Source organism: Brevibacterium linens ATCC 9172 (genome assembly GCF_900169165.1).
Taxonomy (GTDB): Bacteria; Actinomycetota; Actinomycetes; order Actinomycetales; family Brevibacteriaceae; genus Brevibacterium; species Brevibacterium linens.
In genome coordinates, this window is record NZ_FXYY01000025.1 from 1 (window position 1) to 26364 (window position 26364).

29 protein-coding genes and 1 pseudogene are annotated in these 26364 nt (G+C 64.5%); 13 read left to right on the forward strand and 17 right to left on the reverse strand.

All coding sequences use genetic code 11. The features are described from left to right. From BLIN9172_RS18635 to BLIN9172_RS14795, 3 genes and pseudogenes are all read left to right on the forward strand, one after another. Positions 1-111, forward strand: a pseudogene (locus BLIN9172_RS18635) (IS5/IS1182 family transposase); the annotation flags it as partial. Positions 112-193: 82 nt separating this feature from the next. Continuing rightward, positions 194-1375 (forward strand): NAD(P)/FAD-dependent oxidoreductase, encoded by a 1182-nt coding sequence (locus tag BLIN9172_RS14790; RefSeq protein WP_101555723.1) that lies wholly within the window; start codon positions 194-196, stop codon positions 1373-1375. Between the two features lie 200 nt (positions 1376-1575). After that, on the forward strand, positions 1576-3417 hold the full coding sequence (locus tag BLIN9172_RS14795) for an MFS transporter (RefSeq protein WP_101555724.1): 1842 nt from the start codon (positions 1576-1578) through the stop codon (positions 3415-3417). Here the strand turns inward: BLIN9172_RS14795 and BLIN9172_RS14800 are convergent. The 5 genes from BLIN9172_RS14800 to BLIN9172_RS14815 all read right to left on the reverse strand — a co-directional run bounded on the left by BLIN9172_RS14800 (position 3412) and on the right by BLIN9172_RS14815 (position 6974). Then, positions 3412-3720, reverse strand: a complete 309-nt coding sequence (locus BLIN9172_RS14800) for a hypothetical protein (RefSeq protein WP_101555725.1) — start codon at positions 3718-3720, stop codon at positions 3412-3414. The genes BLIN9172_RS14795 and BLIN9172_RS14800 overlap by 6 nt on opposite strands. Before the next feature lie 605 nt (positions 3721-4325). Further along, positions 4326-4472: a hypothetical protein gene (locus tag BLIN9172_RS18205; protein WP_164742834.1), complete on the reverse strand. Its 147-nt coding sequence runs from the start codon at positions 4470-4472 to the stop codon at positions 4326-4328. A 203-nt stretch (positions 4473-4675) separates the two neighbouring features. After that, complete coding sequence (locus BLIN9172_RS14805) at positions 4676-4996, reverse strand: hypothetical protein (RefSeq protein ID WP_101555726.1); 321 nt, start codon at positions 4994-4996, stop codon at positions 4676-4678. 117 nt (positions 4997-5113) lie between these two features. Further along, entirely contained in the window at positions 5114-5560 is a 447-nt protein-coding gene (locus BLIN9172_RS14810) for a GAF and ANTAR domain-containing protein (RefSeq protein ID WP_257904175.1), read from the reverse strand. Positions 5561-5837: 277 nt separating this feature from the next. Beyond that, entirely contained in the window at positions 5838-6974 is a 1137-nt protein-coding gene (locus BLIN9172_RS14815) for a hypothetical protein (protein ID WP_101555728.1), read from the reverse strand. Between the two features lie 216 nt (positions 6975-7190). Here BLIN9172_RS14815 and BLIN9172_RS18640 point away from each other — a divergent pair, with 216 nt between their 5' ends. Together BLIN9172_RS18640 and crtI are read left to right on the forward strand one after the other, a co-directional pair. Next, on the forward strand, positions 7191-8123 hold the full coding sequence (locus tag BLIN9172_RS18640) for a phytoene/squalene synthase family protein (RefSeq protein WP_101595567.1): 933 nt from the start codon (positions 7191-7193) through the stop codon (positions 8121-8123). Next, positions 8120-9778 (forward strand): phytoene desaturase family protein, encoded by a 1659-nt coding sequence (crtI, locus tag BLIN9172_RS14825; protein ID WP_240812173.1) that lies wholly within the window; start codon positions 8120-8122, stop codon positions 9776-9778. The genes BLIN9172_RS18640 and crtI overlap by 4 nt, the downstream gene beginning before the upstream one ends. A gap of 28 nt (positions 9779-9806) precedes the next feature. On the opposite strand, the gene BLIN9172_RS14830 is transcribed toward crtI, so the two are convergent. The 5 genes from BLIN9172_RS14830 to BLIN9172_RS14850 are packed head-to-tail and all read right to left on the reverse strand — an operon-like array spanning position 9807 to position 14524. Then, complete coding sequence (locus BLIN9172_RS14830; RefSeq protein WP_101555731.1) at positions 9807-11477, reverse strand: FAD-dependent oxidoreductase; 1671 nt, start codon at positions 11475-11477, stop codon at positions 9807-9809. Further along, positions 11474-11812: a lycopene cyclase domain-containing protein gene (locus tag BLIN9172_RS14835; RefSeq protein WP_101555732.1), complete on the reverse strand. Its 339-nt coding sequence runs from the start codon at positions 11810-11812 to the stop codon at positions 11474-11476. Before BLIN9172_RS14835 ends, BLIN9172_RS14830 begins: the two co-directional genes overlap by 4 nt. Further along, positions 11809-12240, reverse strand: coding sequence for a lycopene cyclase domain-containing protein (locus BLIN9172_RS14840; RefSeq protein ID WP_101555733.1), 432 nt, complete (start codon positions 12238-12240; stop codon positions 11809-11811). Before BLIN9172_RS14840 ends, BLIN9172_RS14835 begins: the two co-directional genes overlap by 4 nt. Then, positions 12237-13487, reverse strand: a complete 1251-nt coding sequence (locus BLIN9172_RS14845) for a cytochrome P450 (RefSeq protein ID WP_240812172.1) — start codon at positions 13485-13487, stop codon at positions 12237-12239. The genes BLIN9172_RS14840 and BLIN9172_RS14845 overlap by 4 nt, the downstream gene beginning before the upstream one ends. After that, positions 13484-14524 (reverse strand): polyprenyl synthetase family protein, encoded by a 1041-nt coding sequence (locus tag BLIN9172_RS14850; protein ID WP_101555734.1) that lies wholly within the window; start codon positions 14522-14524, stop codon positions 13484-13486. Before BLIN9172_RS14850 ends, BLIN9172_RS14845 begins: the two co-directional genes overlap by 4 nt. A 53-nt stretch (positions 14525-14577) precedes the next feature. On the opposite strand from BLIN9172_RS14850, the gene BLIN9172_RS14855 reads away from it, so the two are divergent. Further along, entirely contained in the window at positions 14578-15153 is a 576-nt protein-coding gene (locus BLIN9172_RS14855) for a MarR family winged helix-turn-helix transcriptional regulator (RefSeq protein ID WP_240812171.1), read from the forward strand. Positions 15154-15219: 66 nt separating this feature from the next. Here BLIN9172_RS14855 and BLIN9172_RS14860 read toward each other — a convergent pair whose 3' ends face one another. The 4 genes from BLIN9172_RS14860 to ku all read right to left on the reverse strand — a co-directional run bounded on the left by BLIN9172_RS14860 (position 15220) and on the right by ku (position 18210). Then, positions 15220-16113, reverse strand: coding sequence for an SDR family oxidoreductase (locus tag BLIN9172_RS14860; RefSeq protein WP_101555735.1), 894 nt, complete (start codon positions 16111-16113; stop codon positions 15220-15222). Between the two features lie 55 nt (positions 16114-16168). Beyond that, positions 16169-16693, reverse strand: coding sequence for a Dps family protein (locus BLIN9172_RS14865; RefSeq protein WP_039206902.1), 525 nt, complete (start codon positions 16691-16693; stop codon positions 16169-16171). A 124-nt stretch (positions 16694-16817) separates the two neighbouring features. Continuing rightward, positions 16818-17264 carry a ChaB family protein gene (locus BLIN9172_RS14870; RefSeq protein WP_308297804.1) on the reverse strand — a complete coding sequence of 149 codons (447 nt, stop codon included), beginning with the start codon at positions 17262-17264 and terminating at the stop codon, positions 16818-16820. A gap of 37 nt (positions 17265-17301) precedes the next feature. Continuing rightward, complete coding sequence (gene ku, locus BLIN9172_RS14875) at positions 17302-18210, reverse strand: non-homologous end joining protein Ku (RefSeq protein ID WP_039206905.1); 909 nt, start codon at positions 18208-18210, stop codon at positions 17302-17304. A gap of 195 nt (positions 18211-18405) precedes the next feature. Between ku and BLIN9172_RS14880 the strand changes: the two genes are divergently transcribed. Then, entirely contained in the window at positions 18406-18789 is a 384-nt protein-coding gene (locus BLIN9172_RS14880; RefSeq protein WP_101555736.1) for a hypothetical protein, read from the forward strand. Between the two features lie 149 nt (positions 18790-18938). Here the strand turns inward: BLIN9172_RS14880 and BLIN9172_RS14885 are convergent, their stop codons facing one another. After that, positions 18939-20042: an FUSC family protein gene (locus tag BLIN9172_RS14885; RefSeq protein ID WP_101555737.1), complete on the reverse strand. Its 1104-nt coding sequence runs from the start codon at positions 20040-20042 to the stop codon at positions 18939-18941. A 235-nt stretch (positions 20043-20277) separates the two neighbouring features. Between BLIN9172_RS14885 and BLIN9172_RS18210 the strand changes: the two genes are divergently transcribed. The 3 genes from BLIN9172_RS18210 to BLIN9172_RS14895 are packed head-to-tail and all read left to right on the forward strand — an operon-like array spanning position 20278 to position 22857. Further along, positions 20278-20421 (forward strand): GPGG-motif small membrane protein, encoded by a 144-nt coding sequence (locus BLIN9172_RS18210; protein ID WP_164742832.1) that lies wholly within the window; start codon positions 20278-20280, stop codon positions 20419-20421. A 37-nt stretch (positions 20422-20458) separates the two neighbouring features. Next, positions 20459-21715 (forward strand): phospholipase D-like domain-containing protein, encoded by a 1257-nt coding sequence (locus tag BLIN9172_RS14890; RefSeq protein WP_101555738.1) that lies wholly within the window; start codon positions 20459-20461, stop codon positions 21713-21715. A 5-nt stretch (positions 21716-21720) separates the two neighbouring features. Continuing rightward, positions 21721-22857, forward strand: a complete 1137-nt coding sequence (locus tag BLIN9172_RS14895) for an XdhC family protein (RefSeq protein WP_101555739.1) — start codon at positions 21721-21723, stop codon at positions 22855-22857. A gap of 791 nt (positions 22858-23648) precedes the next feature. Here BLIN9172_RS14895 and BLIN9172_RS14905 read toward each other — a convergent pair. Continuing rightward, entirely contained in the window at positions 23649-24080 is a 432-nt protein-coding gene (locus BLIN9172_RS14905; RefSeq protein ID WP_101555761.1) for an Hsp20/alpha crystallin family protein, read from the reverse strand. A 136-nt stretch (positions 24081-24216) separates the two neighbouring features. Between BLIN9172_RS14905 and BLIN9172_RS14910 the strand changes: the two genes are divergently transcribed. Both BLIN9172_RS14910 and BLIN9172_RS14915 read left to right on the forward strand, forming a co-directional pair. Continuing rightward, positions 24217-24498, forward strand: coding sequence for a MerR family transcriptional regulator (locus BLIN9172_RS14910; RefSeq protein ID WP_101555741.1), 282 nt, complete (start codon positions 24217-24219; stop codon positions 24496-24498). Further along, on the forward strand, positions 24498-24689 hold the full coding sequence (locus BLIN9172_RS14915; RefSeq protein ID WP_219618596.1) for a hypothetical protein: 192 nt from the start codon (positions 24498-24500) through the stop codon (positions 24687-24689). Before BLIN9172_RS14910 ends, BLIN9172_RS14915 begins: the two co-directional genes overlap by 1 nt. A 33-nt stretch (positions 24690-24722) precedes the next feature. Here BLIN9172_RS14915 and BLIN9172_RS14920 read toward each other — a convergent pair whose 3' ends face one another. Beyond that, the gene (locus BLIN9172_RS14920; protein ID WP_308297976.1) at positions 24723-25010 is read right to left on the reverse strand and encodes a DUF3263 domain-containing protein; all 288 of its coding nucleotides are present in this window, start codon (positions 25008-25010) and stop codon (positions 24723-24725) included. 235 nt (positions 25011-25245) lie between these two features. Between BLIN9172_RS14920 and BLIN9172_RS14925 the strand changes: the two genes are divergently transcribed. Continuing rightward, on the forward strand, positions 25246-26328 hold the full coding sequence (locus BLIN9172_RS14925) for a hypothetical protein (protein WP_240812170.1): 1083 nt from the start codon (positions 25246-25248) through the stop codon (positions 26326-26328). Positions 26329-26364 lie beyond the last annotated feature (36 nt).

The window sequence follows — 26364 nt, forward strand, 5'->3', positions numbered from 1 at the left end:
TTTGCCTACGTCAAGCAATGGCGGGGGTTAGCGACGAGATACGACAAGCTCGCCATCACCTATCGAGCGGCCGTCGTGATCAGCGCGATCCTGACATGGCTCCGCCAATAAAGGAGACATGCCCTAGTGCGCCAGAGCGTCCCGAACACCGAATACAGGCACAGCAGAGACGACAGGAAGAGGAGCATCCGACATGGCTGAGTTCCGATATGTGATCATCGGCGGCGGCATGGCCGCTGACTCCGCGGCCCAGGGGATACGGGAAATCGACGAGGAGGGTTCGATCGCCATCATCAGCGATGACGTCGACGAGCCCTATACGCGTCCCGCGCTGAGCAAGCGACTGTGGACCGACGAGAGTTTCGACGAGAGCGACAACTACTTCGACACCGCCGAGGCGACCGGAGCCCGGATCAGCCTCCGCACGGAGGCGACCGCCGTCGACGTCGAAGCGAAATCCGTGAGGACAACCCACGGCGACTTCACCTATGACAAGCTGCTCTTCGTCACCGGCGGGAGACCGAAGGGCATCGATCTGGACGAAGGCGAACGGGTCATCTGCTTCCGCGAGTTCAACGACTACCGCCGTCTGCGGGATCTGTCGGGCCAGAACCTGAGCATCGCAGTCATCGGCGGCGGTTTCATCGGCACCGAACTCGCCGCCGCCCTGGTGCAGAACAAGACCCGAACGACTCTGATCTTCGACGACGACACCCTCGGCGGGTCCATCTTCCCGCCGGACCTCGCCAAACAGTTCCACGAACTCTATCGCAGCCACGGAGTGACTCTCGTGCCGGGCACGAAGGCCTCGGGTGGGCACGCCGACGGCGATCGAGTGGTGCTCGACTGCGACGGCGAGTCCCATGAGTTCGACGCCGTGGTCGTCGGCCTCGGCATCGAACCTGCGACCCAGCTCGCAGAGGAGGCGGGGCTGGACACGGACGACGGGATCATCGTCGACCAGTCGCTGCGGACCTCAAAGCCGGACGTCTTCGCAGCCGGAGACGTTGCTCGCTATCCCGACAGGATCCTCGGACGACAACGTGTCGAACACGTTGACAACGCCACCCAGATGGGCAGGGCCGTCGGGCGAATCATGGCCGGCGCGGACGAACCCTACACCCATACACCGTACTTCTACACGAACGTCTTCGACTTCGGATACCAGGCGGTCGGCGAGCTCGATCCGGCGCTGCGCACCGTCGAAGACTGGAAGAAGCCCCATACGGATGGAGTGGTGTACTACCTCGGCGAGGACGGACGCGTGCGCGGAGTCCTCATGGTGAATATGGAGGACCGTCTCGACGATGCGCGGGAGATCCTCGCCGAAGACTGGGACCACACACCGGGTGACCTCGTGACCAGGATCTCGTGAACTGAGTCTCCGGGAAGAACCTCACAGAGGCCGGCGACGCTGAGCCGTGGCCGCGCCGGCTCGCGACCCTACAGCTCACCGCCACCGTGCGCTGCGGGCGCAGAGTACTCTCCTTCAGGCCTTCGCACCATGCCTAGTCGGCCCGGCGGAGTGTGCTTAGACTGCCTGGCAATCGAGTGGCGTCGTCCAGGAGGCGTGTGATGAGTGAGAAAGTTGAACTCGGGACGGTCAAGACCGACGTGCCGGCACGGTTGGATCGGCTGCCGTGGGCCCGGTTCCACTGGATGGTCGTCGTCGGGCTCGGCAGTGTATGGATCCTCGATGGTCTCGAGGTCACGATGGTCGGCAACGTCGCGGCTCGGATGACCGAAGAGGGCAGCGGCATCGACATGACTGCAGGGCAGATCGGCACGGCCGGAGCAATCTACGTCCTCGGCGCCTGCGTCGGTGCGATCGTCTTCGGTCAGCTCACCGACCGATTCGGTCGCCGCAAGCTCTTCCTCATCACTCTCGTGCTCTATCTCGTCGCCACCGTCGCCACGGCATTCTCGTTCTCCGCCTGGTACTTCTTCCTCGTCCGCTTTCTCACCGGTGCCGGCATCGGCGGGGAATACGCGGCCGTCAACTCGGCCATCGACGAACTCATCCCCGCCCGCATGCGGGGCCGCATCGACCTCATCATCAACGGCTCCTACTGGCTCGGTGCCGCCGGCGGTGCGGCAACGACCCTGCTCTTCCTCAACACCGATATCCTGCCGAAGATGATCGGCTGGCGCCTGGCCTTCGCCGTCGGCATGCTGCTGGCGATCTTCGTCTTCGTCGTGCGCAAGAACGTTCCAGAGAGTCCGAGGTGGCTGTTCATCCACGGTCGGAACGACGAGGCCGAACGCATCGTCGGCGAGATCGAAGACGGCATCGAAGCGGAGACCTCACAGACTCTGCCGTCGCCGAAGAAGACCATCACCGTCCGGCAGCGGAAGACGATCTCGTTCATCGAGATCATGAAGGTCGCTTTCACGATCTATCCCAAACGCGCGATCCTCTGCCTCGTCCTCTTCGTCGGTCAGGCGTTCCTCTACAACGGCATCACCTTCAACCTCGGTACGATCTTCAGCGGTTTCTACGGAGTCGCCGCAGCCTCGGTGCCGATCTTCATCATTCTGTGGTCGCTGAGCAACTTCGCCGGCCCCGTCGTCCTCGGCAGGCTCTTCGACACGATCGGTCGGAAGCCGATGATCTCGTTCAGCTACCTCGGATCGGCGGTCGTCGCAGTCGTCCTCGCCTTCGTCTTCAATGGTGAAGTCGGCGGCGAATGGCTCTTTCTCCTGATCCTCGTCGTGTGCTTCTTCCTCGCGTCGTCCGGTGCCAGCGCAGCCTATCTCACGGTCAGCGAGATCTTCCCGATGGAGACTCGAGCACTGGCCATCGCGTTCTTCTACGCCGTCGGTACGGCCGCCGGAGGCATCGCCGGTCCGATGCTCTTCGGCGGGATGATCGAGTCCGGTGACCGCTCCCAAGTGGCCTGGGCGTTCTGCATCGGGGCCGCGGTCATGGCGCTCGGCGGGGTGGCCGAGCTGCTCTTCGGCGTCAAAGCGGAAGGCGCCGACCTCGAAGACATCGCTCGCCCGCTGACGGCCGAGGACGCCGAGCGTGCCGAAAGCGCTGCGGAAAGCGGCTCTGAGCGGACCGAGCGCAGTGACCGGGCGGGCTCCGCCGCCGCAGCCGAATCGTCGGCGGGCCCCGAGGCGGGAAGCCGAAGGGAGCGTCTGCGTCTAGGCCCGGGATCGGCCGGCGTCTATGCGCCGTGGCCTTCGGTGTCCTCCCGCGACGTTCCGCCCGAGGTCTCGGCCAACGAGGTAACCGGCATCATCGATTACGTCCGCGACATGGAACCTGTCGGTGAGGTCGAACTCTACCGTGCGATCGGGGCTCGACGATGGGGCCCAGGACGCTTCCGTGCGGCGGTGCGTGAAGCAGTTCGGCAGGGAGCCGTCCATCGCAACCGCCGCGGGAGGCTGGAATACCGAGGTGACCGATCATAGACCGGGTTCGTCGGTCAGCGGGGCTCGCGGAGGCGGAGGAAGCATATCGATGAGTTCATTGACGGCCTCGGCCAGAACGTCGTGCTGATAGGGCTCCAGGAAGTAAGCCTCGTGGAGATAGGCATCGAGCTCGTATTCGGTGAGTTCACCGCCAAGACTGATATAGTGCAGCCACGCTCCGGCAACCGATATGTTCCAGAAATCAACGGCCTCCGTGAGCTGCCTCCGCCTGATGATCGCGCGCTCGTCTGAGAACGAGTAACCGGAGTGGGTGTCGATGCGCTTCGGGTTCTGATCGTCCATACGTCTGCTGATTCGCCTCGTGACTTTCGCGGCAGGAGGTTCGTCCTGCCCAGTGTGCCAGCGATCCGGGCCCAGCGCTCCCTGCTCACGCTGGTCGCTGGTCTCGAATCTTCCCGAAGTGTATGCTCTGCTTCTCGAGCAGGGCTAGGGGCTGTCGGCGATCGGTCTGCCGCTTCTAAATCGCCGCGAGCGCACAACTCCTGCACCTGCCGAAGGAGCCTCTACGCAGGTATTTCAGTGAGGTCCCACATCTGCTGTCGCATCCGCGGCCGGTCTCGCTCGAGGCGCTAGCCCGCGCTCCGGCGCAGTGAGCGGTGCAGGGCTGTTCAGTTCGTCGATCGCACCTGCCTGTGTCATCCGCTGTTTCCTTATCGTCGGTGGTGGCTGAACTGACAGCGTGACAAAGTGCAGCGCCGATGTCAGCGGCTGTACGAGACTCACATTTCATCGCCGCTGAGGGGTTGCGCAGCGCCCCGACCAAGACTCCGGCTCAATCTGCGGCACGGAACGGCAACGGTGTCTGAGGCACCCGCCGGGGGCGGCGGCCCCCTGAACAGTGCTCGGGAGCACTCAGCATGATGAGCGTCCCGCACCCGGAGAGTGGGTCATCCGGCCGTTCCCGCTGCGGGGGAGCCGACGACACGCACACTGACACGAGGAGACGATGAAGATGACGACAGCACATCGGCGGGCACGAACCGCGCCTCGGCCCATGGCAGCTCGTGAGCGGCGACGACGGTCGCCCGCCACATGCGCAGGTCCTTCGCGCTGAAGTCGTGTCCGGCGACGTCTCGGAGGTTGTCGTTGCCGGCGACGGCGGACAGCTGATCTTCTGTTGGCGCCCTTCTTCAGAATTTCCTCACCGCTGAGATCGACGAGCACGATGTTTCTCGTCGCCCCAGGATGTCGAGACCGATGCCGAGGCGCAAGAGGTGTGACAGATGCGGTCGCTGCCCTATTCGACGGAGTTCTCGTGCTTATGCCCCACGTTCTTGGGCAGAGTCTGCATATGGGCACCGATGACCGGGTCGTTGTCGATATGCTTGCGCGCGATCGGACACGAGACGGTGATGGGGATCCGGCGATTCAGTGAGTCTTCGAGAGCCAGACGCATGAGTTCGCGGCAATGCCGTTCCGAATCGAGTGGCTCGATGGCTTCGCAGTAGACGAACATGATCTCGTCCGCTGTGATCGTGTAGTGAAGGGAGGCGACGAGCTCTCCGGGGAGGTAGAGATCGAACTTGGAAGCTTCGCTGTTATTGAGCAACGTGTACACAGTTGTCCCCTTGAGTCCAGGACGGAGCCATCTGCTTGACCGATTCTCAGATTAACCCAGTGCCGCACGGGACAACAAGTGGTAGGTCGAAGAAAGTGAGAAGACGGACGTGGCCGATCAGTCGGTGATCGTGCTCGGCCGCACACCGGTGCCGACAAAGCCCTCGGCGACCTCACGCAGCTTCGTGTTCGACTTCGAGCTCACCTTCGTGAGCAGCAGGAACGCCCCGTGTCCGCTGATCTTGTCCCGTTCCAGGTGAATTCCCTTGTCCTGGCCGATGAGATCCCGCGAGGCCTTTGCTTCGTAGAGCTGACCCTGCTTCTGCGCATTCGCCAGAGCCAGAGAGGCATAGGCGGCCACCCCGCGTCCGATGTCCTCCGATTCCTGGTCGAAGGGGCGGGGCGTCTTCGAGTACAAGTTGAGCGCGCCGAGGCCCTCGGCCTCGCGGAAGAGCTGAAAGCCGAGCATGCTCCCCACCCCCTCCGTGACTGCGCTGGAGGCGAACCGGGGCCAGGGAGTGGGTTCGGTGAGATCCGGGACCCGGACGATGCGATGCTCGCGGATGGAGTCGAAACACCCCGCTAACCGATCTGCGCCGTCAGTCGATGCCGTTCGTCATCGGTAACGGTGGGCACGGGAGCAGCAGCCGCGTCGCGGGGTATGTCATCGGTCGATACTGCTGAGGTCCCGTCCATCGGAGACGCCGCTCCAATGGTGTCTCAGGTGCCGACCCTGGGCTTGCTGTCTCTGTCTTCAGTATTCGTCCGCGTCAGGGCTCGCCAATGGTTCCCGACGGTGGTTTTCCATCGTTGCCCGCCGGGCCCCGCGGTGAACTGTACCTTCAGTGCAGAGTCGACTTCAGCTCTGCGATGCGTGCGGTGAGCCCGGCGATGTCGAGTCCCTGACTCTTCTCACGCACTTCCCGAGTCTGTTCGGGACAGAGGATGCCGGATGCGAGGAGTCGGGAGACCGGTGTGCGCGGCTGGTCGTATTCGCGTCGACGCACGCCTGAGGGAGTGGGGCGCCAACCTACCGGGTTCTTCACGGGCATGAAGTAGTTTAGTCGGTCGGCCAAGGCCGCCCACAGCTCGTTGACTCTTGCGATCGCGGCATCGATGTCGTGCGGTGTGCCGAGCGGTAGGTCTAGGCCGCTGAACGTCCGATCGGGCACACGAGATCCCTGCCGGAGATCGCTCGTGCAGTGGATCTCGATGAGGTTCTCCTCCGCCCACGTAGTGATGGCGCTGTCCGGAACCGCTGGAGGCGGCAGGACTCCGGTGACGATGAAAGGCGCCGCGCGGACCATCTGCGCGAGCATGTCGACGACTTGCGTACCGGGGGCGAAAGTCGTCGTGTGCACCCACCCGATCTCGACGTCCGTGAATGTCACTGTGACGCAGTCCTCGCCGGTCGGTGTCGTGATCGTCAGCAGTTCGACGAGGAAGTAGCCGGGTTCGGGCTCGAGGAGAGAGCGCATGCGCTGGCGCGGAAGCGAAGCACGCATCCCCGCCCCGGTGCCGGTCAGCCACGAATCGTCGTGGTCGTCTGCCTTGGCTCCGCGCAGGTACCGATCGATCGTCGCCGCGGAGATATCGAGCAGTTCCCTTCGCACCGAGGGCGAATAGCCGTGTCGTCCCTCACGGAGGTGGCCGTGCCTCTCCAAGGAGTCGAGGCAGTCGGACATTGCCGCCTCGAGGTACTTGCCGCAGGGGCGGCCGGACGACTTCCACACCAGTTCGAGAGCCCGCTGGGCGCGGGGGGAGAACTTCTTCGGTTTGAGGCGGCGGCGATCGACGGCGGCGTCGAGGGAAACCCCGGCCCTGATCTGGTGGAACTGGCTGCGCAGCTGGTGGCGCGCGTGATCGCGAGTCCAACCGGTGGCCTCAGTGACCGTGTCGAGGATCGTGCCCTTGTCCTTGCGTGACGATGCCTCATAGGAGCGCGCATAGTTGCGGGCCAGTTGGATGGGCGAAGTCATGATGTCATCCTCCGAATCGGTTCGAGGATCCGCGGGGGTTCCTGTGTTGGCAATCACGCTATTGAGGGCAAAGTTCGTGCGGAAGGGTCTTTACAGATCCGCGGGGTTCGTCTATTGCAGTGCGTTGACCTCCGAGGCCCTCGTCCTCGAGTGACGTCGCCTCGGTCTGCAAGGGAGATTCGCCCCTCGGGCATTTCATTAGCTAAGCTAACGAACATGACGCCGCGAAGCAGCACCATCGATGAGCTCTACACGCGCACCGCCGAGGATGCGTCCAGGGCCGTGATCGCGAGCTATTCGACCTCTTTCGGTCTTGCGGTCAGACTGCTCGGAGCCAGAAACCGGCACCATATCCGCAATATCTACGCCCTGGTCCGCATTGCCGATGAGATTGTCGATGGCCTGGCCCTCGAAGCAGGGTTTGACGAGGCCGAGCAGCGGGAGATGCTGGACCGGTTCGCATCCGCCACCCACGCGGCGCTGCGCAACGGCATCAGTGACAACCTCGTCATCCATGCCTTCGCCCGGACCGCCCGCGCAGCCGGCATCGACGCGGAGCTCATCGACCCGTTCTTCGCCTCCATGCGGGCAGACCTGGAATCTGCGGACACAGGTTCCGGTCGTAGGACCGAGGCGGCGACCGCGTCGCCGGTCCGCGGCTTCGACGCGAAGGAACATGCCGAGTACGTCTTCGGGTCCGCCGAGGTCGTCGGACTCATGTGCCTCAAGGTCTTCCTCATCGATCTCGACCGCACCCCCGCCGAGGTCGCCCGGCTCGAGTACGGCGCACGGCAGCTGGGAGCGGCATTCCAGAATGTCAACTTCCTGCGCGACCTGGCCGATGATGATCAGCGCCTCGGCCGCAGCTACCTCACCTCCGGACACCGACTCACCGAGGCTGAGAAAGCCGAATGGGTAAACACGATCCGGGAGCAGCTCGACGGCGCCCAGGATGCCATCACCGGACTGCCGAAGGACGCGCGCACCGCGGTCCGCTGCGCCTGCGCGCTCTTCACCGCGCTCACCGAGAGGATCGCCTCTACTCCCGTCGCCGAGCTCTACCGACAGCGGGTGCGGGTCCCGAGCGCCGTGAAGGCTCGACTGACAGCCCACGCAGTCATGACTTCAGCCCGCGAAGGTCGGAAGTGAACCGGCGGAGCGGCTCTGGTGCCGTCAGCAGCCCGCGCACCGGCATCATCGGCGGGGGAGCCGCCGGGCTGGCCACAGCTATCCTCCTCGCCCGCGAAGGGCACTCGGTCGACCTGTACGAGAAGAACACCGAACTCGGTGGGCGCATCGGCGTGTTCGAGCGTGAGGGCTTCCGTTTCGACACCGGGCCCTCCTGGTATCTCATGCCCGAGGTCTTCGAACACTTCTTCGCTCTCGCCGGCACCAGCGCTGAGGCCGAACTCGACCTCCGCACGCTCGATCCCGGCTACACCGTATTCAGCCCACCGGGGCCGGTCGATGAGAGCACGGGAGGCCCGGGGCGCACGCGAGAACTGACGATCCCGCAGGGCAGGTCCCGGGTGCGGGCGACCTTCGAACGCGTCGAGCGAGGCACGGGAGATGCCCTCGACGACTATCTCGTCTCGGCCGAGCACACGAAGGAGCTCGCGCTCGCCCACTTCCTCTACAACCCCTTCACCTCGCCGCGGTCACTGCTCCATCGGGACATCCTCGGCGCGCTCCCGACACTGGTCCGGCAGATGGGGACGTCGCTGGCCGGCTTCGCGGAAGCCTCGTTCAACGATCCGGTGCTGCGCCAGATCCTCCAGTACCCCGCGATCTTCCTCGGCACCGACCCGAGACGGGCACCGGCGATCTACCACCTCATGAGCACGCTCGACCTCGCCCAAGGTGTCAGTTACCCCATGGGCGGGTTCCATACGATCATCGACGCCCTGGTCCGGTTGGCCGAACGCTCCGGGGTGCGCCTGCACACGGGAGCCGATGTCACGCACATCGACACCGAGGCGGCAGGGCGAGGTCGAGCCGAGCGCGGGCCAGCCGGGCGCGGCCGAACCAGACGTCGAGTCACCGGCCTGAACTGGACCGACAAGGACGGACGCGCACACACGCATTCTGCCGATGTCGTCGTCTCCGCCGCCGACCTCCACCACACGGAGACGAGACTGCTCTCTCCCGAGGACCAGAGCTTCCCCGAACGCTCCTGGACGTCGGTGACGAGTGGTCCCGGCGCGGTGCTCGTCTTCCTCGGCATCGAAGGCGAACTCGAGGCACTGCCGCACCATTCGCTGTTCTTCACCGAGGACTGGGCGGCGAATTTCGACGCGATCTTCGGGTCCAGGCAGAAGATCCCCTCACCGGCCTCGATCTATGTCTGTCGTCCCAGCGCCACCGATCCCACTGTCGCTCCGACCGGGCACGAGAACCTCTTCCTCCTCATCCCCGTCCCCGCCGATGCGGGACTCGGGGCCGGGGGAGACGACGGCGGAGGCGACCCGCGGATCGAGACGACCGCCGACCGTGCGATCGACCAGATCGCCCGGTGGGCCGACATCCCAGACCTGCGCCGGCGGATCAGAGTGCGCAGAACCCAGGGCCCGACGGACTTCGCCGAAGGATTCAACTCCTGGCTCGGCGGAATGCTCGGGCCTGCGCACACACTGCGACAGAGCGCGATGTTCCGACGGCAGAACTCCTCGAAAGCAGTCGACGGGCTGTTCTATGCCGGCGCCACGACGACGCCCGGCGTCGGTGTGCCGATGTGCCTCATCAGCGCCGAGCTCGTCCTCAAACGCCTCCGCGGAGACTCCAGCCCGGGTCCGCTGCCGACCTGAGCCGGTGAGGGGGCTTCGAGACCGGCAGTCAGCCCTCGGCCGGTGCTCCACGCCTGTGCCTCGTTGCCCTGCGTCCGCGCAGTGCGCCGAGGAGGCCCCGCCGGAGCAGACCGCGCCGAGGCGGCGACCAGATCTCGGTTCCCTCCACCCGCCAACCGGCGAGCAGTTCGTTCGCGGCCATGAACCCCGTCGTTGCCGCGCGTTCCATGAGCGCCACGGGCGCTTCGCAGGCGACGGCGTCGCCGGCGAGCACCAGTCCGGGAAACGCAGTGGTGACCCCGGGACGGTCGTTGTACGCCCGCGTGTCGGCCAGAGCGCAGTCATCGGCGATGAGCAGCTCCTGGGCGGTGATGGCGATGTCGGCTGTCTCCGGGTAGACAGCGTGGAGGTCGGCCAGCAGTTGGCGTGCTACGGTTTCCCGGTCGACGTCTTCGGACTCGAGCATCGCTCGCGCGCCGGCCCGATGCGCGGTGCCGAGCGCATAGGCGTGGAGCTCGACGACGGAGCCGCCGTGCGTGTGCCGCCACCTCTCGGCCCCGGCCTCGAAGCGTTCGAGGACCGAGATGTTGTCGAGCAGCGCATAGCCGGTCGTGCCGAGGAAGGCCGGGCGGCTCGGATCCACCTCGTCTTCCAGCCACAGTCTCAGCACCGCGAACGGCGGGGCGTTCCGCTGCGAGGTGACTCTGCTCAGCCACCGCTCGCGAGCTCCCGTGCCTGCGTCCGGTGAGCCGGGTGCGCGTCCGAGCGCGTCGGTGTCGACCGAGTCCTCGAGTCCGGCCAGCAGCGTCCGCGTGCTCCGCGGATCGGCGGCGAGCACGAGTGCATCGCTCTCGAGCGTCCCGCTCGTCGTCTCGACGCGCCACCCGGTGCGGCCCGCTCTGTCCGGAGGGCGGAGCGCGGTGACCGCGGTATCGGTCTCGATCCGCACCCCCGCCTCGGCGAGGTATTCGCTCAGGGGCGACCACAGTGCGGTGTCGTAGTCGTCGTCGGGGACGTCGAAGAGCAGCCCTTCGGCGGAGCCGGTGAAGTATGTGTGGAACATCGCGACGAGCTCCCCGGCGGAGAAGTCCGCGGGGTGGGCGAAGAACGAGCGGGCGAAGACCTCGAGCGCGAGATGCCGCGCCCCGACCGGGAACCGCAGCCGGTCGAGGAACTGCTCGGCCGACTCTCCGTCGTAGCGTCGATAGGAGTCCGGGAAGTCGACGTCGATGAGTTCGAACGCCGTCGTCAGGTCGACGTCGGCCAGACCGCGCAGCGGGAAGGACGGGCTGGTGAGCACGAATCCCGCGAGACTGAGCGGGGGAGTCCGCGGAATCCGGGCGAAGGAGTCGCGCAGACCGTCCCGACCCACGAGCGGATAGTCCGTGACCGGGACCAGCCGGTCGAGGCTGGGGTCGGTGCGTGCGAGCAGGCTGCGGAGGTTGTAGTACTGGCGGAAGAAGGCATGGAATCCGCGGCTCATCGTCCGGCCCCCGTCGAGGCTCCAGGCCCGGACCCGTCCGCCGAGGCTGGACTCAGCTTCGACCAGGTGCACGTCGGCCCCGTGCTCGGCGAGGACAGTGGCCGCGGCCAGTCCGGCGATGCCTCCGCCGACGACGGTCACTCGCTTGGGCCGCAGCAGTCGCGGACGGCCCGGGTGGGAGGGGGTGAGGATCGCGTGCCGGTCACGGGGACGCGATTGCGCGGTTCGACGGTTCATGTGCTCTCCCCTCCAGAAGCCACAGCATGCCTGTTCAGTCGCCACTGCCAGAGCATGAGGACGGCAGTGATCATGGCGAAGCCGAAGCCGAAGTCCTCGATCGGGATGTCCCACGGGAACCGGATGCCGCTCAGCCCCTGCGGATTGTAGATGACGATGGGGTCAGACAGCTTCGTCAGCCAGCCGTCGACGAAGCACTGGAAGACCAGGCAGATGCTCAGCGCCGCCCAGTACTTCGCCCGGCCGAAGATGCCTGAGCGGAAGACGAACAGCTCGAGGCCGACGACGAGGATCATCCCGATGACGGTCATGATCGTGTACTCGGGCACACTCATCGTTCGCCGCCTCCTTCGGATTCGGGCCGCCGGTCAGTGCGCTCGTGTGGCCCGGACCGGCTTGCGGGCCGAGGCGAACTGTCTGTGTGCGGCAGGCTTCCCCGCCTGACGCGCCTGCGCACAGCGGTGAGCACGGTGCCGACCGCCTCATAGCTGAGCAGGGCGCACAGGGGGATGACGATGAAGAACACGAGCTCCTCGAGCGGCAGGTTGCCGAGGTGGATGCCGGTGACGAATCGCGGGTTGTACACCCAATGGTCGCGGGCGATGGCGACGACGTCCCAGAGGCAGAAGACGACGATGACGGGCACGAGCGCCCACAGCACGGTTCTCCACCGGCGGTACACCCGCGCCCGGAAGAACAGCTCCAGCGGCAGGGTGATGAGGACGCAGGCACCCATGAGGAGCAGATACTCGAAGGCGCTCACGACAGTCTCCTCTCCGGGCCGGAGCCCTCGTCGAAGGCCAGCTGGAGTCCACGCAGCCGGTAGCCTGAGATGACGCTGTCCCAACCGATCTCCGGTTCGGCGGTCAGGCGCGGGCCGCGGTCGAGGAGGCGGTGGACGAGTGCATCGGTCTCGAACAGCGCCAGCGACTGCCCCGGACACTTGTGTGCCCCGTCGCTGAAGCTCATGCCGACGGCGGGGACGGCGTCGGCGGTGTGCCGCACGGGGCACAGAGACTGAGGGGCGGACCCCACCGCCTCTTCATCGGTGTTCGTCGCGCGGACGCAGACGTCGATGAGGTCCCCGGCGGGGATCGTCACAGTGCGATCCGGTGCCGTCACTTCAATGTCGGCCTCCGCGCGACGGTAGAGGTGGCCGACGACCGGCTCGAGGCGGATGATCTCCTCGAGGATCTCCAGCCGCCGCGACTGGTCGGCCGCGAGGTACTCCGCCCCGAGTTCGTCATCTGAGAGCAGATGCCAGCACGCCATGGTGATGAACTCGCGGGTCGTGACCATCCCGGCTGTGCCGTAGGTGACGCACTCGACGAGCATGTCCGACGTGCTGTGTCCGGCCCCGATGAGATGGGACAAGACGTCATCGCGCTGCGTGCGGCGCCGGGCGCGAAGCGCCGGACGAACGTCGGCAAGATAGAACCGGGCGATCGGGACAAGGCCGTTGACCGCAGCCTGCAGCCATTGCCGCCGGGTCCGCCCCCAACCGGGGGCGGCGAGGTCGACCGGCGGCTGGGTGAAGAATCCTTCGAGCCGCCGCGACATGCCCACGATGGAGGATTCGGTCAGTCCCACGACTTCGGAGGTCACGGCCACGGAGAAGTGCAGAGCCACCTCGTCGAGGCGGCACCGGCCGGCCGCGGCAATCCGGTCGACCGTGTCCTGGGCGAGAGCATCGATGCGCTGGCCGTACCTGTCGGCGACGACGGCGGGGGCGAAGAAGCGGGCGAGCTCTCGGCGCTGCGAGTCATGGGACTGCCCGTCGGAGATGAGGATCGGGTGGCGGCGGAAGACGCCGCGGGGGATCCGCTCCGCAGTGAATCCGGCCTGAGTGGTGAGGTGTCGGGCCCGCAGCACCTGGCGGGCGGCGTCGAAGGAGCGAATGCGCCAGAGGTCGGGACCGTGTTCGAGGGGCACCTGCTCGACCGGGGGACCGGCCGGCTCGTCGAAGGGCATCGCCCGTCGGCTTGGACGGTGCCGATCGGCCCCGCTCATGCGCACCTCAGACTGCTGGCGGAGGTGAGGTCGGCGAGTCTGCTCGCGAGCGCCTGAGGCAGTTCCGCCTCGGCGATGAGCCCGGCGATGGTCTCGCAGTGCTCGGCGATCATCGATTCGACGTATGCCTTCGCCCCGGACTCCTCGATGGCCTGCCGCAGCCGGAGGCCACCCTGGGCGTCAAGTGCCCGGTCGCCGAAGAGATGGGCAACCTCGGACCAAGCTGGATGGGCCCTGGCCGTGTTGACGAGCAGAGTCTCCTTGCCTTCGCGGAGGTCGCTGAGCACGGATTTGCCGGTCTCATGCTCATCGCCGAAGAGTCCGAGGACATCGTCTCTGAGCTGGTAGACGGTGCCGATTCGGCGGCCGATGGCGCGCAGCCGCTCGACCAGGCAGTCGTTGCTTCCGGCGAGGATCGCGGCGATGGACAGCGGGGCTTCGAATGAGTAGGCGGCGGTCTTGCGTCCGATCATCGTGAGCACGTCACCGGAGTCGGCCTCGTCGAGGTGGAGGCTCAGCCACACGTCGGACTGTTCTCCGGCGACGCTCTCGGCGATCGTCTCATCGTAGATGTCGAGCACGGCGAGTCGACGCGGGGCGTCGAGGTCGAGGCGCGCGAGGAGGGACTGGGCCTCGTTGAGCATGAGGTCACCGGCGAGCAGGGACGAGGAGATTCCCCAGGTCTGCGCTGCGGCGCTCGTGGCTCCGAGGAGCATGGCCTCGGAGGAGAACTGACCGGTGATGTTCATCTCCCCTCGACGCACTGTGTCGTTGTCGATGACGTCATCGTGGATGATCAGGCCGATGTGCAGCAGCTGCATCGCGCCGGCGGCGTCGATCGCGGCCGACGTCGCCGTCCCTCCGAGATCCTCATGGGCATCAATGAGCAGGCGGGGCCTGATCATCTTTCCGCCCAGCGCCATCCTCGACAGCGCTTGCCAGAGCTGCTCGTACTGCTGAGTTCGGACTCGAGAGCGTCGCCGAGCAGCGGCGAGGACTTCGACGAGGCGGGATTCGACGGTCAGGGCGCTCTCCAATTTCTTTAGCCAGGCGAGAGTTCAATCTAACACGTCAGCGGTATGCTGTCAGCGTGCCGTCCGCAGACTCGAAGGCAGCTGCCCTGACCTACTTCTCGAATGAATCGGAGTTCTCCGATCGCTCGGCCCTGTCCGAATCCGAGAACGCGGAGTGCACCGCGCTGATGGAGGCCCTGCGGAAGTGGCACGAAGCCGAACGCGACCTCGCCGAGGCGTCGCGGCGGTATATGCAGCTCAACGACAGTGATATGCGCGCCATCCGCCTGCTCATCCGCGCACAGCGGCAGGGGCTCATCGTCACTCCCAAGGACATCGCTGCTGCTGTGGGGATCTCCAGCGCCTCGACGACTAAGCTCGTCGAGCGCCTCGTCGCCGGTGGGCACCTGATCCGGGTTCCCCACCCCCACGACAGGCGCACCACCAGCATCGAGGTGACAGAGGAGACCGCGCAGGCAGCGCACGAGTCGGTGGGTCGCCAGCATGCCCGTCGCTTCGACGTGATCGCGGCCCTGAACAGCCGGGAACGCGAGACCGTGCTGCGGTTCCTCTCTGCCATGACCGAAGCCGACCGCCCGCAGGGCCCGCTGGCTGACGACGCGAACGGCCGACCGGGAGAGCACCGGGCCTAAGGGCAAATGCGGCGCTCCTCTCGCTTCGGGCCCCACCGCTTCGACGATCATCCCTGGAGCCGACGATCAGGGGGTGGGCTGGCCGCCGTTGACGTTGAGGGTCTCACCGATCACGTAGCTCGACTCCGACGAGGTGAGGAAGACGTACGCAGGTGCGAGCTCAGTCGGCTGTCCGGCCCGGCCCAGCGGAGTGTTCTTGCCGAAGTGCGGCAGCGCCTCCTTCGGCTGTCCGTCGGAGACCTGCAGCGGGGTCCAGATCGGCCCCGGTGCCACGGAGTTCACCCGGATCCCCTTCGGGGCTAACTGAGTGGCCAGACCCTTCGTGAAGTTGTTGATCGCCGCCTTCGTCGATGCATAGTCGACGAGATGGGCGGAGGGCGAGTAGGCCTGGACGGAGGTCGTGTTGACGATCGTCGCCCCGGGTTCGAGGTACTCGAGCGCGGCTTGGGAGATCCGGAACATCGCATGGATATTCGTCCTGAACGTGTTCTCCCACTGCTCGTCCGTGAGGTCGGCGATGTCTTCGACGGCGATCTGTCGGCCGGCGTTGTTGACCAGAGCGTCGAGTCCGCCCAGCTCTTCTGCCGCCCGGCGGACCACTTCGCGGCAGTACTCGGGATCGGACAGGTCTCCCGGGAGAGGCACGGCCTTGCGGCCGGCGCCTCGGATGATCTCGCAGACGTGCTGGGCGTCTTCCTCCTCGGCGGGCAGATAGGACAGGGCGACGTCGGCTCCCTCTCGGGCGAAGGCGATCGCAACCGCGGCTCCGATGCCGGAGTCAGAGCCGGTGATGAGTGCCCTGCGGCCGCGGAGCCTGCCTGTGCCGGTGTAACTGTCCTCACCGCGATCTGTGCCGGGGATGAGTTCCGCGTCGAGGCCCGGTTCGGGTTGATCCTGCTTCGGCGGCGTGATGTCGGGAAAGCGAGTGGTGGGGTCCTGGAAGGTCAGCTGGTCGCTCATCGTCTTCTCCTCCTCGATTGTGGGTGAGTGGCTCGATTGTGAGTGAGTTGCCGGCTCAGTTCGGTGTGCGTGTCTCGGCGCCGATGAACCAGGCCTGCTGCTCGAGCTGGGCGATGTATTCGTGGAACAGATCGGCGGTCGTCGGATCGGCGGAGTCGACCTCGTCGTGGCAGCTGCGCATGCTGCCGACCGTCGTCTCGATCGCGTCCACGACGTGGTCGATCGCATCGTGAGTGGTGATCTCTCCGGCCGGGAACGTCGCCAGATCGGTCTGCGCGGCGATGACCGCGGGCCGTCCGTCGGGCGAACCGTGCAGCGCCCTCATCCGTTCGGCGAGTGCGTCGCTGCCGTTGCGGGCCACTGTCGTCACCTCGTCGAGGTTGAGATGGAGATCTCGGAAGTTCGTGCCCACGATGTTCCAGTGCGCCTGTTTAGCGACCAGGCTGAGGGCGATGAAGTCGACGAGGACGTTCTGCAGGTTCTTCGTCAGCGACTCGGGTGCGACGAATCCCCTCTCGGCGTTCTCCCTCTGGGTGGCTTCAGATCCTTGCGGTTCGGGAACGGTGATCGTGTCTGTCATGGTGCTCCGACCTCTGATTGTACGTCTGTTGGGACAGCGGGACGGAGATCCTCACGCTAGTCCCGGGGTTCGGCCGCCGGAAGATCTCTCCATGCCGCTTCGTTTTCGCCGCTTCGGGTCGGTGTCAGGAGTTCTGCTTCGTCTTGCGCTTGCTCTCCTTCTCGAGCGCGTCGACGAGTTCTTTCTTCGTCATCGACGAACGTCCCGAGATCTTCAGCTTCTTCGCCTGCTCGTAGAGGTGCTCCTTCGAGGAGTTCGCGTCGACTCCGCCGGCGGTCTTGCGGTCGGTGTTCTTGCCACCGGAGCTCTGAGCGTCCGACGGGCCGGAGGAGTCCTTCGCCTCCCACTTGTCGCCGACCTTCTCATAGCTGTGTTTGAGAGCGTCGTAGGCGACCTGGTGAGCGCGCTTCTCGTCTCCGTATTGGTCGATGGCCGAGTCGTAGGCCTTGGCGAAGGTCCGCTGCGCCTTCTTGCTCGACTTCTCCAGGGTCGAGGGCAGCTCGCTCTCCTTCGGCTTTCCTGTCTTCGTCGTCTTCGGCATGGTGTGAACTTCTCCTATCGTGTCGTTCATGGCCAGAGGTTTCTGCAAGGTTGACTGAGGTTGCACTTCATCCGGTGCGTTTCTTCGGGGCCGAGTTCTTCGCCGTCGACTTCTTCGGTTTTGCGCCCGACTTCTTCGACGAGGTCTTCTTCGCATCCGACTTCTTGCCCGACGTCCCCTTCTTCGACGAGCGGGAACTGTCCACGGATTTGCGCAGCGCCTCCATGAGGTCGATGACATCGCCTCCGGTGTCCTCCTCGGAGTCTTCCTCGTCGAAGGTCTCCTCGACATCGAGGCTCTCGCCGGATTCGATCTTCGCGTCGATGAGTCTGCGCAACTCGACCTGGTAGTCGTCGCTGAACTCCTCGGGGGTGAAGTCCTCGGAGTACGATTCGACGAGCTTCTCCGACATCTCGAGCTCCTTGTCCGAGATCTTCGCCTTCGAGTTCACGCCCTTGAAGTCGACGTCGCGGATCTCATCGGCCCAGCGCAGGGTCTGGATCATAAGGACCTTTCCGCACACCCGGAGCACGGCCAGCCGCGTCCGGGTGCGCAGAGTGAGCTTGACGATCGCGGTCCGCTCGGTGTCCTCGAGGGTCTGACGCAACAGGAGGTAGGCCTTCGGCGTCTTCGACGTCGGCTCGAGGAAGTAGGCCTTCTCGAGCATGATGGGGTCGATCTCGTCGCTGGGCACGAATTGCAGGACGTCGATGTCGTCGTTGTCCTCTGCCGGAAGAGCCTCGAAGTCCTCACTGGTGAGGACCACGCGGTGCTCGCCGTCGTCGAAAGCCTTATCGATGTCGTCGTACTCGACGGTCTTCCCGCATTCCTCGCAGCGATGCTGATTGCGGATCCGACCTCCGTCCTTCTTGTGGACCTGGTGCATTCGCACGTCGTGGTTCTCCGTGGCCGAGTACAGCTTCACGGGCACATTCACGAGGCCGAAGGCGATGGATCCGGTCCAGATAGCTCTCATGCCCCCATTGAAACGCAGCTTTCGAGCACTGGCTAGCCCCCCTCGGCCGGCCCGCGAACTGTAGAGAGCAGACACCAGCCCCGCGCAATCTGGTGGTTGCGCTCATCTTCTCGACACAGGAGGAGACGAGTCAGAGCTCGTTGGAGGACTCCGTGCGATCGATCGCGAAACTCAGAAGTGCGCGCGGGGCCCGCGTTGACCTTCCCGCTGATCTGCCGCAATCGCCTCTGGACCAAGCGGCGCGATGCGGTGTACGCATGGCAGGGCGGGCTGGACAACACCACCGCCGTCATCATGGTGGGCACCAGCGTGGCCCTGATGTTCCTGGTCCTGTTCGCCTTCTTGTTCGCACTGGGACTGGTCGTCGTCGACGACGGTCAGCTCGGTTCCGAACTCATGCATCCCGTGAGCTTCTTCAACTATCCGAGGCTTGCGTGGTTGGCGGCTTGTCTGGGCACATTGGCCGGAGCACTCGGCTCCAACTTCGACAGCGACGATGAGATTCGGCGAGCGATGTACAGCAAGCGCGAAAACGAACGCCGGCAGCGACGCGAAACCCGCAGTGACGAAGAGAACTGAACTCTTCCAGCTCAGTGATCGGCCTCTTTCAGCTTTCAGGTCAGGGCACCCGTGCGCCCCGCCCGGACGCTCTCACCTTAACCGCCGGGCACAGGCGCCGCCGAGTACGGATGCGGGCGGTTTCGTCACTCTCGCAGAGCGTCCGCACATCAATCGGATTCCCGTGCGCTGCGCGCCGAGGCGACATCGTCGACGATGACGACGATATGGCGCAGGCTCGTGATGAGTGAGCCGTAGATCGGCCACGTGGTCTCCGGAAGCGACCGATCTTGGGAGATATCGGTCGACAGCTGTTGGAGACGGTCGAAGATCGGTTCGACCTCGGCATCGGGATCGGCGATGGACCGTCCGGCATCGGCGACGATCGACGCCCACTCATCGCGGAACCAGGTGTTCCATTCTCGTTCGGATGAGGAGGCCTCACGGAGAGTGCGAGCGAGGTTCCGCAGGTGGGAGATGCCTTCGTCGGCTCTGAACAGGATGTTCTCGTAGCTTTCCTTCTCCGCGGAGTCGGCTGTGTCTCCCCGGCGTCGCAGTCTCCTGGCACGGATCGCTGTGCGGGGATTGATGCGTCGGCTCTCACGGGCGAATCGTACGGTCTGCCACGCCGATTGGAGCTCTCGGCTCATGGACTCAGTCCGCTCGAACCACTCCTGGGCGGCATCCGAGTCCCAGGAGCGAGAGAACTGGTCCGACATGTCTGTGAGCACTTCGCCCATCTGTCGGTTGACGCTGTCGATATAGCGAGCCGCCTGTCGGTCCCGCAGAGGCGGGATCATGAGGAGGTTGACTGCGAGGCCGACTGCCACCCCGAGGGCGAGTTCGAGGAGACGGTCGACGAGCAGAGGCTGCTGGGAGTCGAACCCCGAGCCGAGGATGAAGATCGCCGTCGTCGCGATCGCCACTCCTTCGTCGCGGATCCACGACAGGCGGGCACCGGCCAGACCGACGAACATCGCCAGAGCGAAAGTCCAGAGACCGACACCGAGGTAGTTGCCGATGAGGAAAGACACGCCCACGCCGATCGTCGACGCGATCGTCGTCTGCACCCCTCGAGAGAACGACCTGTAGACGGTGGCGTGGACCGTCAGCAGCGCCGTCCACGGAGCAAGGAACGGCATCTGACTGTCAAGCACGGCGTCAGAGACCCACCAGGCGCCGGTGGCGGCGATCACGCCCTTGGCGATCTGCAGCAGGTCGGTGACGAACTCCGGCCGCCGGAGATATCCCTCCTGTGAGCGCTCATGGGGCATGGCTGGCTCCTCGCCTCGAAGTCCGGTCAGAACAGTTCAGCTTCGGCAACAGTGTACGGGGGTGGTTCGCACGCCCTTCCATCGGATTCGCTTGCCGGGAGTGTCGTTCCCGGTTCCACCTGCTGAGGCACCGTCGCCGCCCTGCCAGGTCAGCGAAGCGGTGTTAGATTGGCGATTCGAAGGCGAACCGGTTGCCGGTAAGCAAACTTCGCAATCAACGAATGAAGGAGTACTCATGGCAGTCATTCTCTGGATCCTCGCAGCGATCCTCGTCATCTCAGGAATCTTCGCCATCTTCAGGAAGCAGATTCTGTGGGGTGTTGTGCTCATCGTGGTCGGCTGCCTCGTCGGGCCCGGGGGAGTGAGCATCTTCACCTGAGACAGGCGGACGGGCCCGGGAGCGATAGAGTGAGCGGATGTCTGCTCTGAGAAATCCATCCCTCCGGCCCCTGAGCCGCTTGCGGCGAACCGTGCCCTGGACGGTCGCCGGCCTGGCCGCTGCAGTGCCGACGACCGTCGCTGCCTCGATGGCCATCGACCTCATCCAACAGCGAGGGCGGAAATCGCGCCCTGCGCCGCGGCCGGGCACGTTCAGCTCGACGGTCGAGCAGTCAGAGCTCGACATCTACACCGACGGCGCCACCCTCTACGACGCTATGGTCGATGCGATCGACTCCGCACGTGAGTCGATCCTCATGGAGACGTTCATCTGGAAGAACGACGAGGTGGGTCAGAGATTCATCGACGCTTTCAATGCAGCGTCCGCCCGCGGCGTAGAGATCCACCTGATCTACGACGGCTTCGCCAACCTTTCGGTCCCGGCCTCTTTCTATCGTAGGCTCTCGGAGGACATCCACGTGTTCCGGATGCCGACTCTGAGGCGTAAGTTCTGGAGAGGACCTCTGCGTCATTCGGGATTCAACCATTCGAAGATCCTCGTCATCGATGACGATGTGGCCTTCGTCGGTGGATTCAACATCGGATCGCTCTACGCTCGCCATTGGCGCGACACCCATCTGCGCTCGATCGGGCCCGGAGCGTGGGCGCTGCGACAGTCCGTCGCGGAAGTGTGGAACGCGTTCCACGACTTGGACGAGCAGATCTCCTGGGTCCCGCCTGCGGCCTGGGAGTCACAGCTGCGTGTCTCTGCGAACCTTCCTGTCCACCTCGTCTACCCGATCCGCAGCACGTACCTCAACGCCTTCGCTCGCGCGCGGGAGCGGATCTGGCTGACGACTCCCTATTTCATTCCCGACCAGCAGCTGCTCCGCTCTCTGATCGAGGCGGCGGAGCGTGGCGTGGACGTGTGTGTCATGGTCCCCCAGCAGTCGAACCACATCCTCGGCGATTGGCTCTCCCGGGGATTCTTCGAGCAGATGATCAATTCGAAGGTCACGGTTCTGCTCTACACCGCGAGCATGATCCATTCGAAGGTCGCCACGGTCGACGGCGAATGGTCGACGGTGGGCACGGCGAACATCGATCGACTGTCACTGTCATACAACTACGAGACGAATGTCGAAGTCATCGACCCGTCGTTCGCGGCCGAGATGGAGAAGGTGTTCGAAAGCGACTCCACGCACTGCGTCGAACTCGGAGCGGGCTGGCTCAACCGTCGTCGCCTGACGAAACTCGCCGAACGTGCCCTCGTGCCGATGCGCCCCTGGCTGTGACGCGAATGCTCGACATTCTCTCCGCCGCTGCCACCCGGCTCTTCGACTCGGAGGAGCCGCAGGACGTCGCCGTTGCGACGATCATCGAAACCGAAGGGTCAGTGCCGCGCCCGGCAGGCACCTCGATGCTCGTCGATGCCGCGGGCGGAATCGTCGGCTCCCTCACCGGCGGATGCGTCGAAGGAGCCGTGCTCGAGGCGTGTCAGGACGCACTCGCCACCGGCGACGCCTCGGTGCAGGGCTTCGGCTACAGCGACGAGGATGCCTTTGTCGTCGGGCTCATGTGCGGTGGTCGCATCGACGTGCTCATCCAGCCGTTCCGCGCTGGCTGCTCCGGACTGCGAGCGGAGAGCGAGCCGGTCGCCGTGGTGCTGCGGCTGCCGTCCGACGACGCCTGGGCCCCAGCGGCAGCTGTCTCCGCCGCCGCTGTGGACGGGAGCACCGGACAGAGCACCGACGCTCTGGCTGTCGGCTTCGATCCTCTGGTGCCCGACGCCGTGGTCGAGACCGCCCTCCAGCGTGTCGGGGCCTTCATCCGCAGCGGTCGCACCGGCAGGGTCCGGCTTGCTCCGCCGGAGGGCGGCCGCGAGCCGATCGAGCTGTTCGTCGAGACCCGCATCACCCCGGCCCATCTGCTCGTGGTCGGAGCCAACGCCTTCGGTCACGCCCTCGTCGAGGCGGCCAGACCCTTGGGACTGCGCATCACCGTGTGCGACCCCCGTCCGGCCTTCGCCGACCCGGCATCGTATCCCGGCGCCGAGGTGGTTCGGGCCTGGCCGCACCGATTCCTCGTCGAGGCAGCCGCCACCGGTGAGCTCGACGACCGGAGCATGATCTGCGTCCTCAGCCACGATCCGAAGGTCGACATCCCCACCCTGGCCGTCGCACTCGACCTCGACGTGGCCTATGTCGGGGCGATGGGTTCGCGTCGCAGTGACCGCGACCGCCGCGCGGCCCTGCGCGAAGCGGGAGTGGCGAGCCCAGCACTGGCACGGTTGCATTCGCCGATCGGTCTCCATCTGGAGACGTTCACCCCCGCCGAGGTGGCTGTGTCGATCCTCGCAGAGATCCTCGCTGTACGCGGTGGCCGCCGACAGGTCGTTCCCCTCAGCGACGAACGGGAAGATTCGCCTCTTCGCTGAGGGGAAACGAGTCGCCAGTCGCTGGCAGCATCTTCGCAATCGACTTCGATATGTGAGTCATAGCATTCTGTTGTTCCTCGTAGTGCCTGCCCCTAGCGTGCGATACGACCTCACCTTCAGGACTACAACCCATGACGAGTGCTAGGAAGCATTCATATGCGATGATCGCTCAGTCATGGGTGATGGCGGACTGTGGCCGTTTTGCCGATAAGTGCGCGAGCGAGTGCTCGAGCGTGCCAGGGCCAGACAATCAACAGTCTCTCCAAGAAGCTGACGAACACGTTCTCCTCGTTTCTCATCTCAACCGAACATGGTCTGGCCCCGGGGGATAACCCGGGGCCAGAAGGGGAAGCCGTGGACGGGCCCGCATCATTTCGTCGTCATTGTGACGTCACTGCCGCGCATCTTGCGTCGAGCACACTGGTGGAAAGACTTGCGGACGTGACCACAGGGCTGTATAGCTCATCCTGGGTGCGGAAACGTCTCACCTCCTTTCATCGAAGATGTCAGCGCCGTTGAACCGGGGAGGAGAGCGCTGACAAGCGAGGACTCGGCGGGCGATAACCTGCGTTGCTGAGAGGCCGGGCGACCGGAACAGCTGCCACGGTGCGGAGTGCCTGAAGGCCCGGCACTCGCAATGAGTCATAACCCGCGGTTCATCATCTGTGTGGTGACTCGTGTCGAGGTCGCGCAGTTCGCGGTCGCTGAGGATGATCGCCCAGAACGCAGCATCGATACCCAGCTGGACGTCTGGTGCACACGTCTGCATGGGAACACCCCACCAGTTGTAGTTAGGCGCTGATGGCTGCCGGTTCAGCAGAGCCTGAGTTGATGGCGATCTTGCGGGGTTTCGCTGATTCCGCGACCGGGATGCTGAGTGTGAGCACACCGGCGTCGTAGTTCGCCGTGATGTTGCTGGTGTCGAGGTTGTCGCCGAGGACGAGCTGACGGCTGAAGGTCCCGCGGGGCCGCTCTGCCGCGACCGAGGACTCCCCGTGGTCGGGGGCGGGCCGGTCAGCTTTGACGGTGACGACGTTGTTCTCGACGTCAAGGTCGATGTTGTCAGGATCGATTCCTGGCAGGTCGAGTTCGACGCGGAAAGTATCGCCGTCGCGCCAGGCGTCCATCGGCATCATTACGGGGCGAGCCGTTGTGCCGGTGGCTCCGAAGATTTCTCTGCTCAGGCGTTCGACTTCGCGGAATGGGTCTGTGCGCATCATGATCATTGGTGAAACCTCCTTTGCTGGATGGTGGATTCGTGCAGATGATATGATCTGCATCATCTGATAGACATATGATTTAGTCGATCAGAATGCGAATGTCAACACTGTTTCGGGAGGAATTTTGGGAGATGGGGAGATGGCGACTTCAGAGTCTGGTGGGCGCTTGTTCTCGATTTCGCGGGTCGCGGAGTTGACTGGTGTCGGTGTGCAGTCGTTGCGGCAGTACGAGGCTCGTGGCCTCGTGACGCCTGTGCGCAGTGAGGGTGGGACGCGGCGGTTCAGTCGCGGGGATATTGCTCGTCTGCGGCGTGTGCGGGAGCTGGTTGACGTGGGCGCGAATCTCGCTAGCATCGGAATCATTCTCGATCTCCAGGATGAGAACACCTCGCTTCGGTACGAATTGAGGAGGATGCAATGATGGCAGACAGTGACCGCCCCGGCGTTGAAGTGCCCGGGCCGGATTGGAACGAACAGCTCGTCGACGCCGCAGCGCATATCGACGACGGTTACGAAGGGGCTGAGCCTCGCTGGGGAGCAATCCGCGAGGCGGATGTGGGCGATGTTGCCGATCAATCCATCGTCGTCGAGGTTGATGATGAAGACGGGTGAGAAGCCGCGCTGATCTGATGGCGGCCTATCGGGCTATAGAGGGAAGTTGCTGTGCTTCTTCCATCGGCCCTGCCGGCGTTCGAATGCGAACCGTTCCGCCCGCAACCGCCTCACCCGCTCCACAACGTCCGGCGCGTAACCGTATGCGGCGTCCGTATCCACGATCCCCTCGAGCACGATGGCGTACCTCTCTGCTGGAAGTTGGATTCGCTGGCACAACTCGTGTCGCCCCGTCGCAGTAGGCGCAGTCTTCTCAAGGTCGAGGATCAACCGATCATGCTCGGACAGTTCGTGCACAGTGCCGGGGACCATGGGGACCATTGTGACACAGCAGAATTCGACACCGCGTACGTCGCTGCTCACTCTGTCTTGGTCACCTCGATTCAGAGGGACCGCTCGCCGACCAGTCCGAAGCAGTTGTCCGCGGCTGAGCTGGCGATAGAGCTTCAGACAGGGAAGCTGACGTGTAGGACTACCCCATAGTGATTTCGCTCAGTAGACTTCGGAACCAGAACAATCTTCTACACAATTCGCTGGTCGAGTAGCGGAGGATATTATGCTCACCACCTCACCCCAGGCTCTTCAAGTACTGGTCGTAGCCGACCCAGGCCTGCCCAGCAGGCGAGCGGCTTCCATCCACTCCTCGTTAGAGCGATATCTGCGTGAGGCGTATGGGGTCACAACGACGCTGTACACTCGCACCGACACGGTCTATCTGACACCCGAGCGCGAGCTGGCTCTAGACGCAGTCGAAGATCTCCGCGCTGATTACCCCGACGTCAACATCATCCTCACAGAGATCCCCCGGCACACCCAGGGCGACCCTCTGATTGCCGAAGTCTACTCGGACCGCAACCTTGCGGTCGTCTCATGCCCCACACTCGGCGCGTTGGCCACCAAGCGCCGCATCATCAAAGTCATGATGAGCTCGGTGAACAAGTTGGTTCCGTGGGACCCCGAAGCCACGACGCGCAAATTTCTGCTCGGATGGTCGAACTGGTCGAACAACGAAGACTCCAGCCATCAGTCCCTGCATGCCCACACCATCACCGGAGGCCCACGGCTGATTATGGGGATGACGATTGCCAACGAACCCTGGCGCACGGCTCCGAAGCTCTCAGGAGCCCTCGCGGCAGCCTCGGCAACCGGAGCTTTCGGCATCTTCTACAGTTCGATCTGGCAGATGTCGACCTACCTGTCCACCCTCCGGCTGCTCTCGATCGGCGCGCTCGCTGTCCTGGTGATGGTCGCCTGGTTGATCGCCAGTCACAAACTCTGGGATCGACCGGTCAACGAACGTCTGGCCACGGTGGTCATGTACTACAACCTTTCCACCGTCCTCACACTGCTGATCACTGTGGTCGCTCTCTACGCGATATTGGTCGTCCTCATTCTCCTAGGCGGCCTCGTCGTTATCGATCCGGCATTTATGACCCAACAGATTCAGCAAGAGGCGTCGTTCAACAACTACCTCGATATCGCATGGCTCAGCGCAGCCATGGGTGTGGTCGCCGGCGGCATCGGTGCCAGTTTCGACAGTGATGCCGACGTGCAGAAAGTGACTCATGGTCAGCGGATGCGGCAACGAGTCTATACAGACAACAGCACAGATGCCGACGACACGGTGGAGAGCAGTTGACTGAGATCTGCCAAGCATCCGAGTTTCGACAAGATG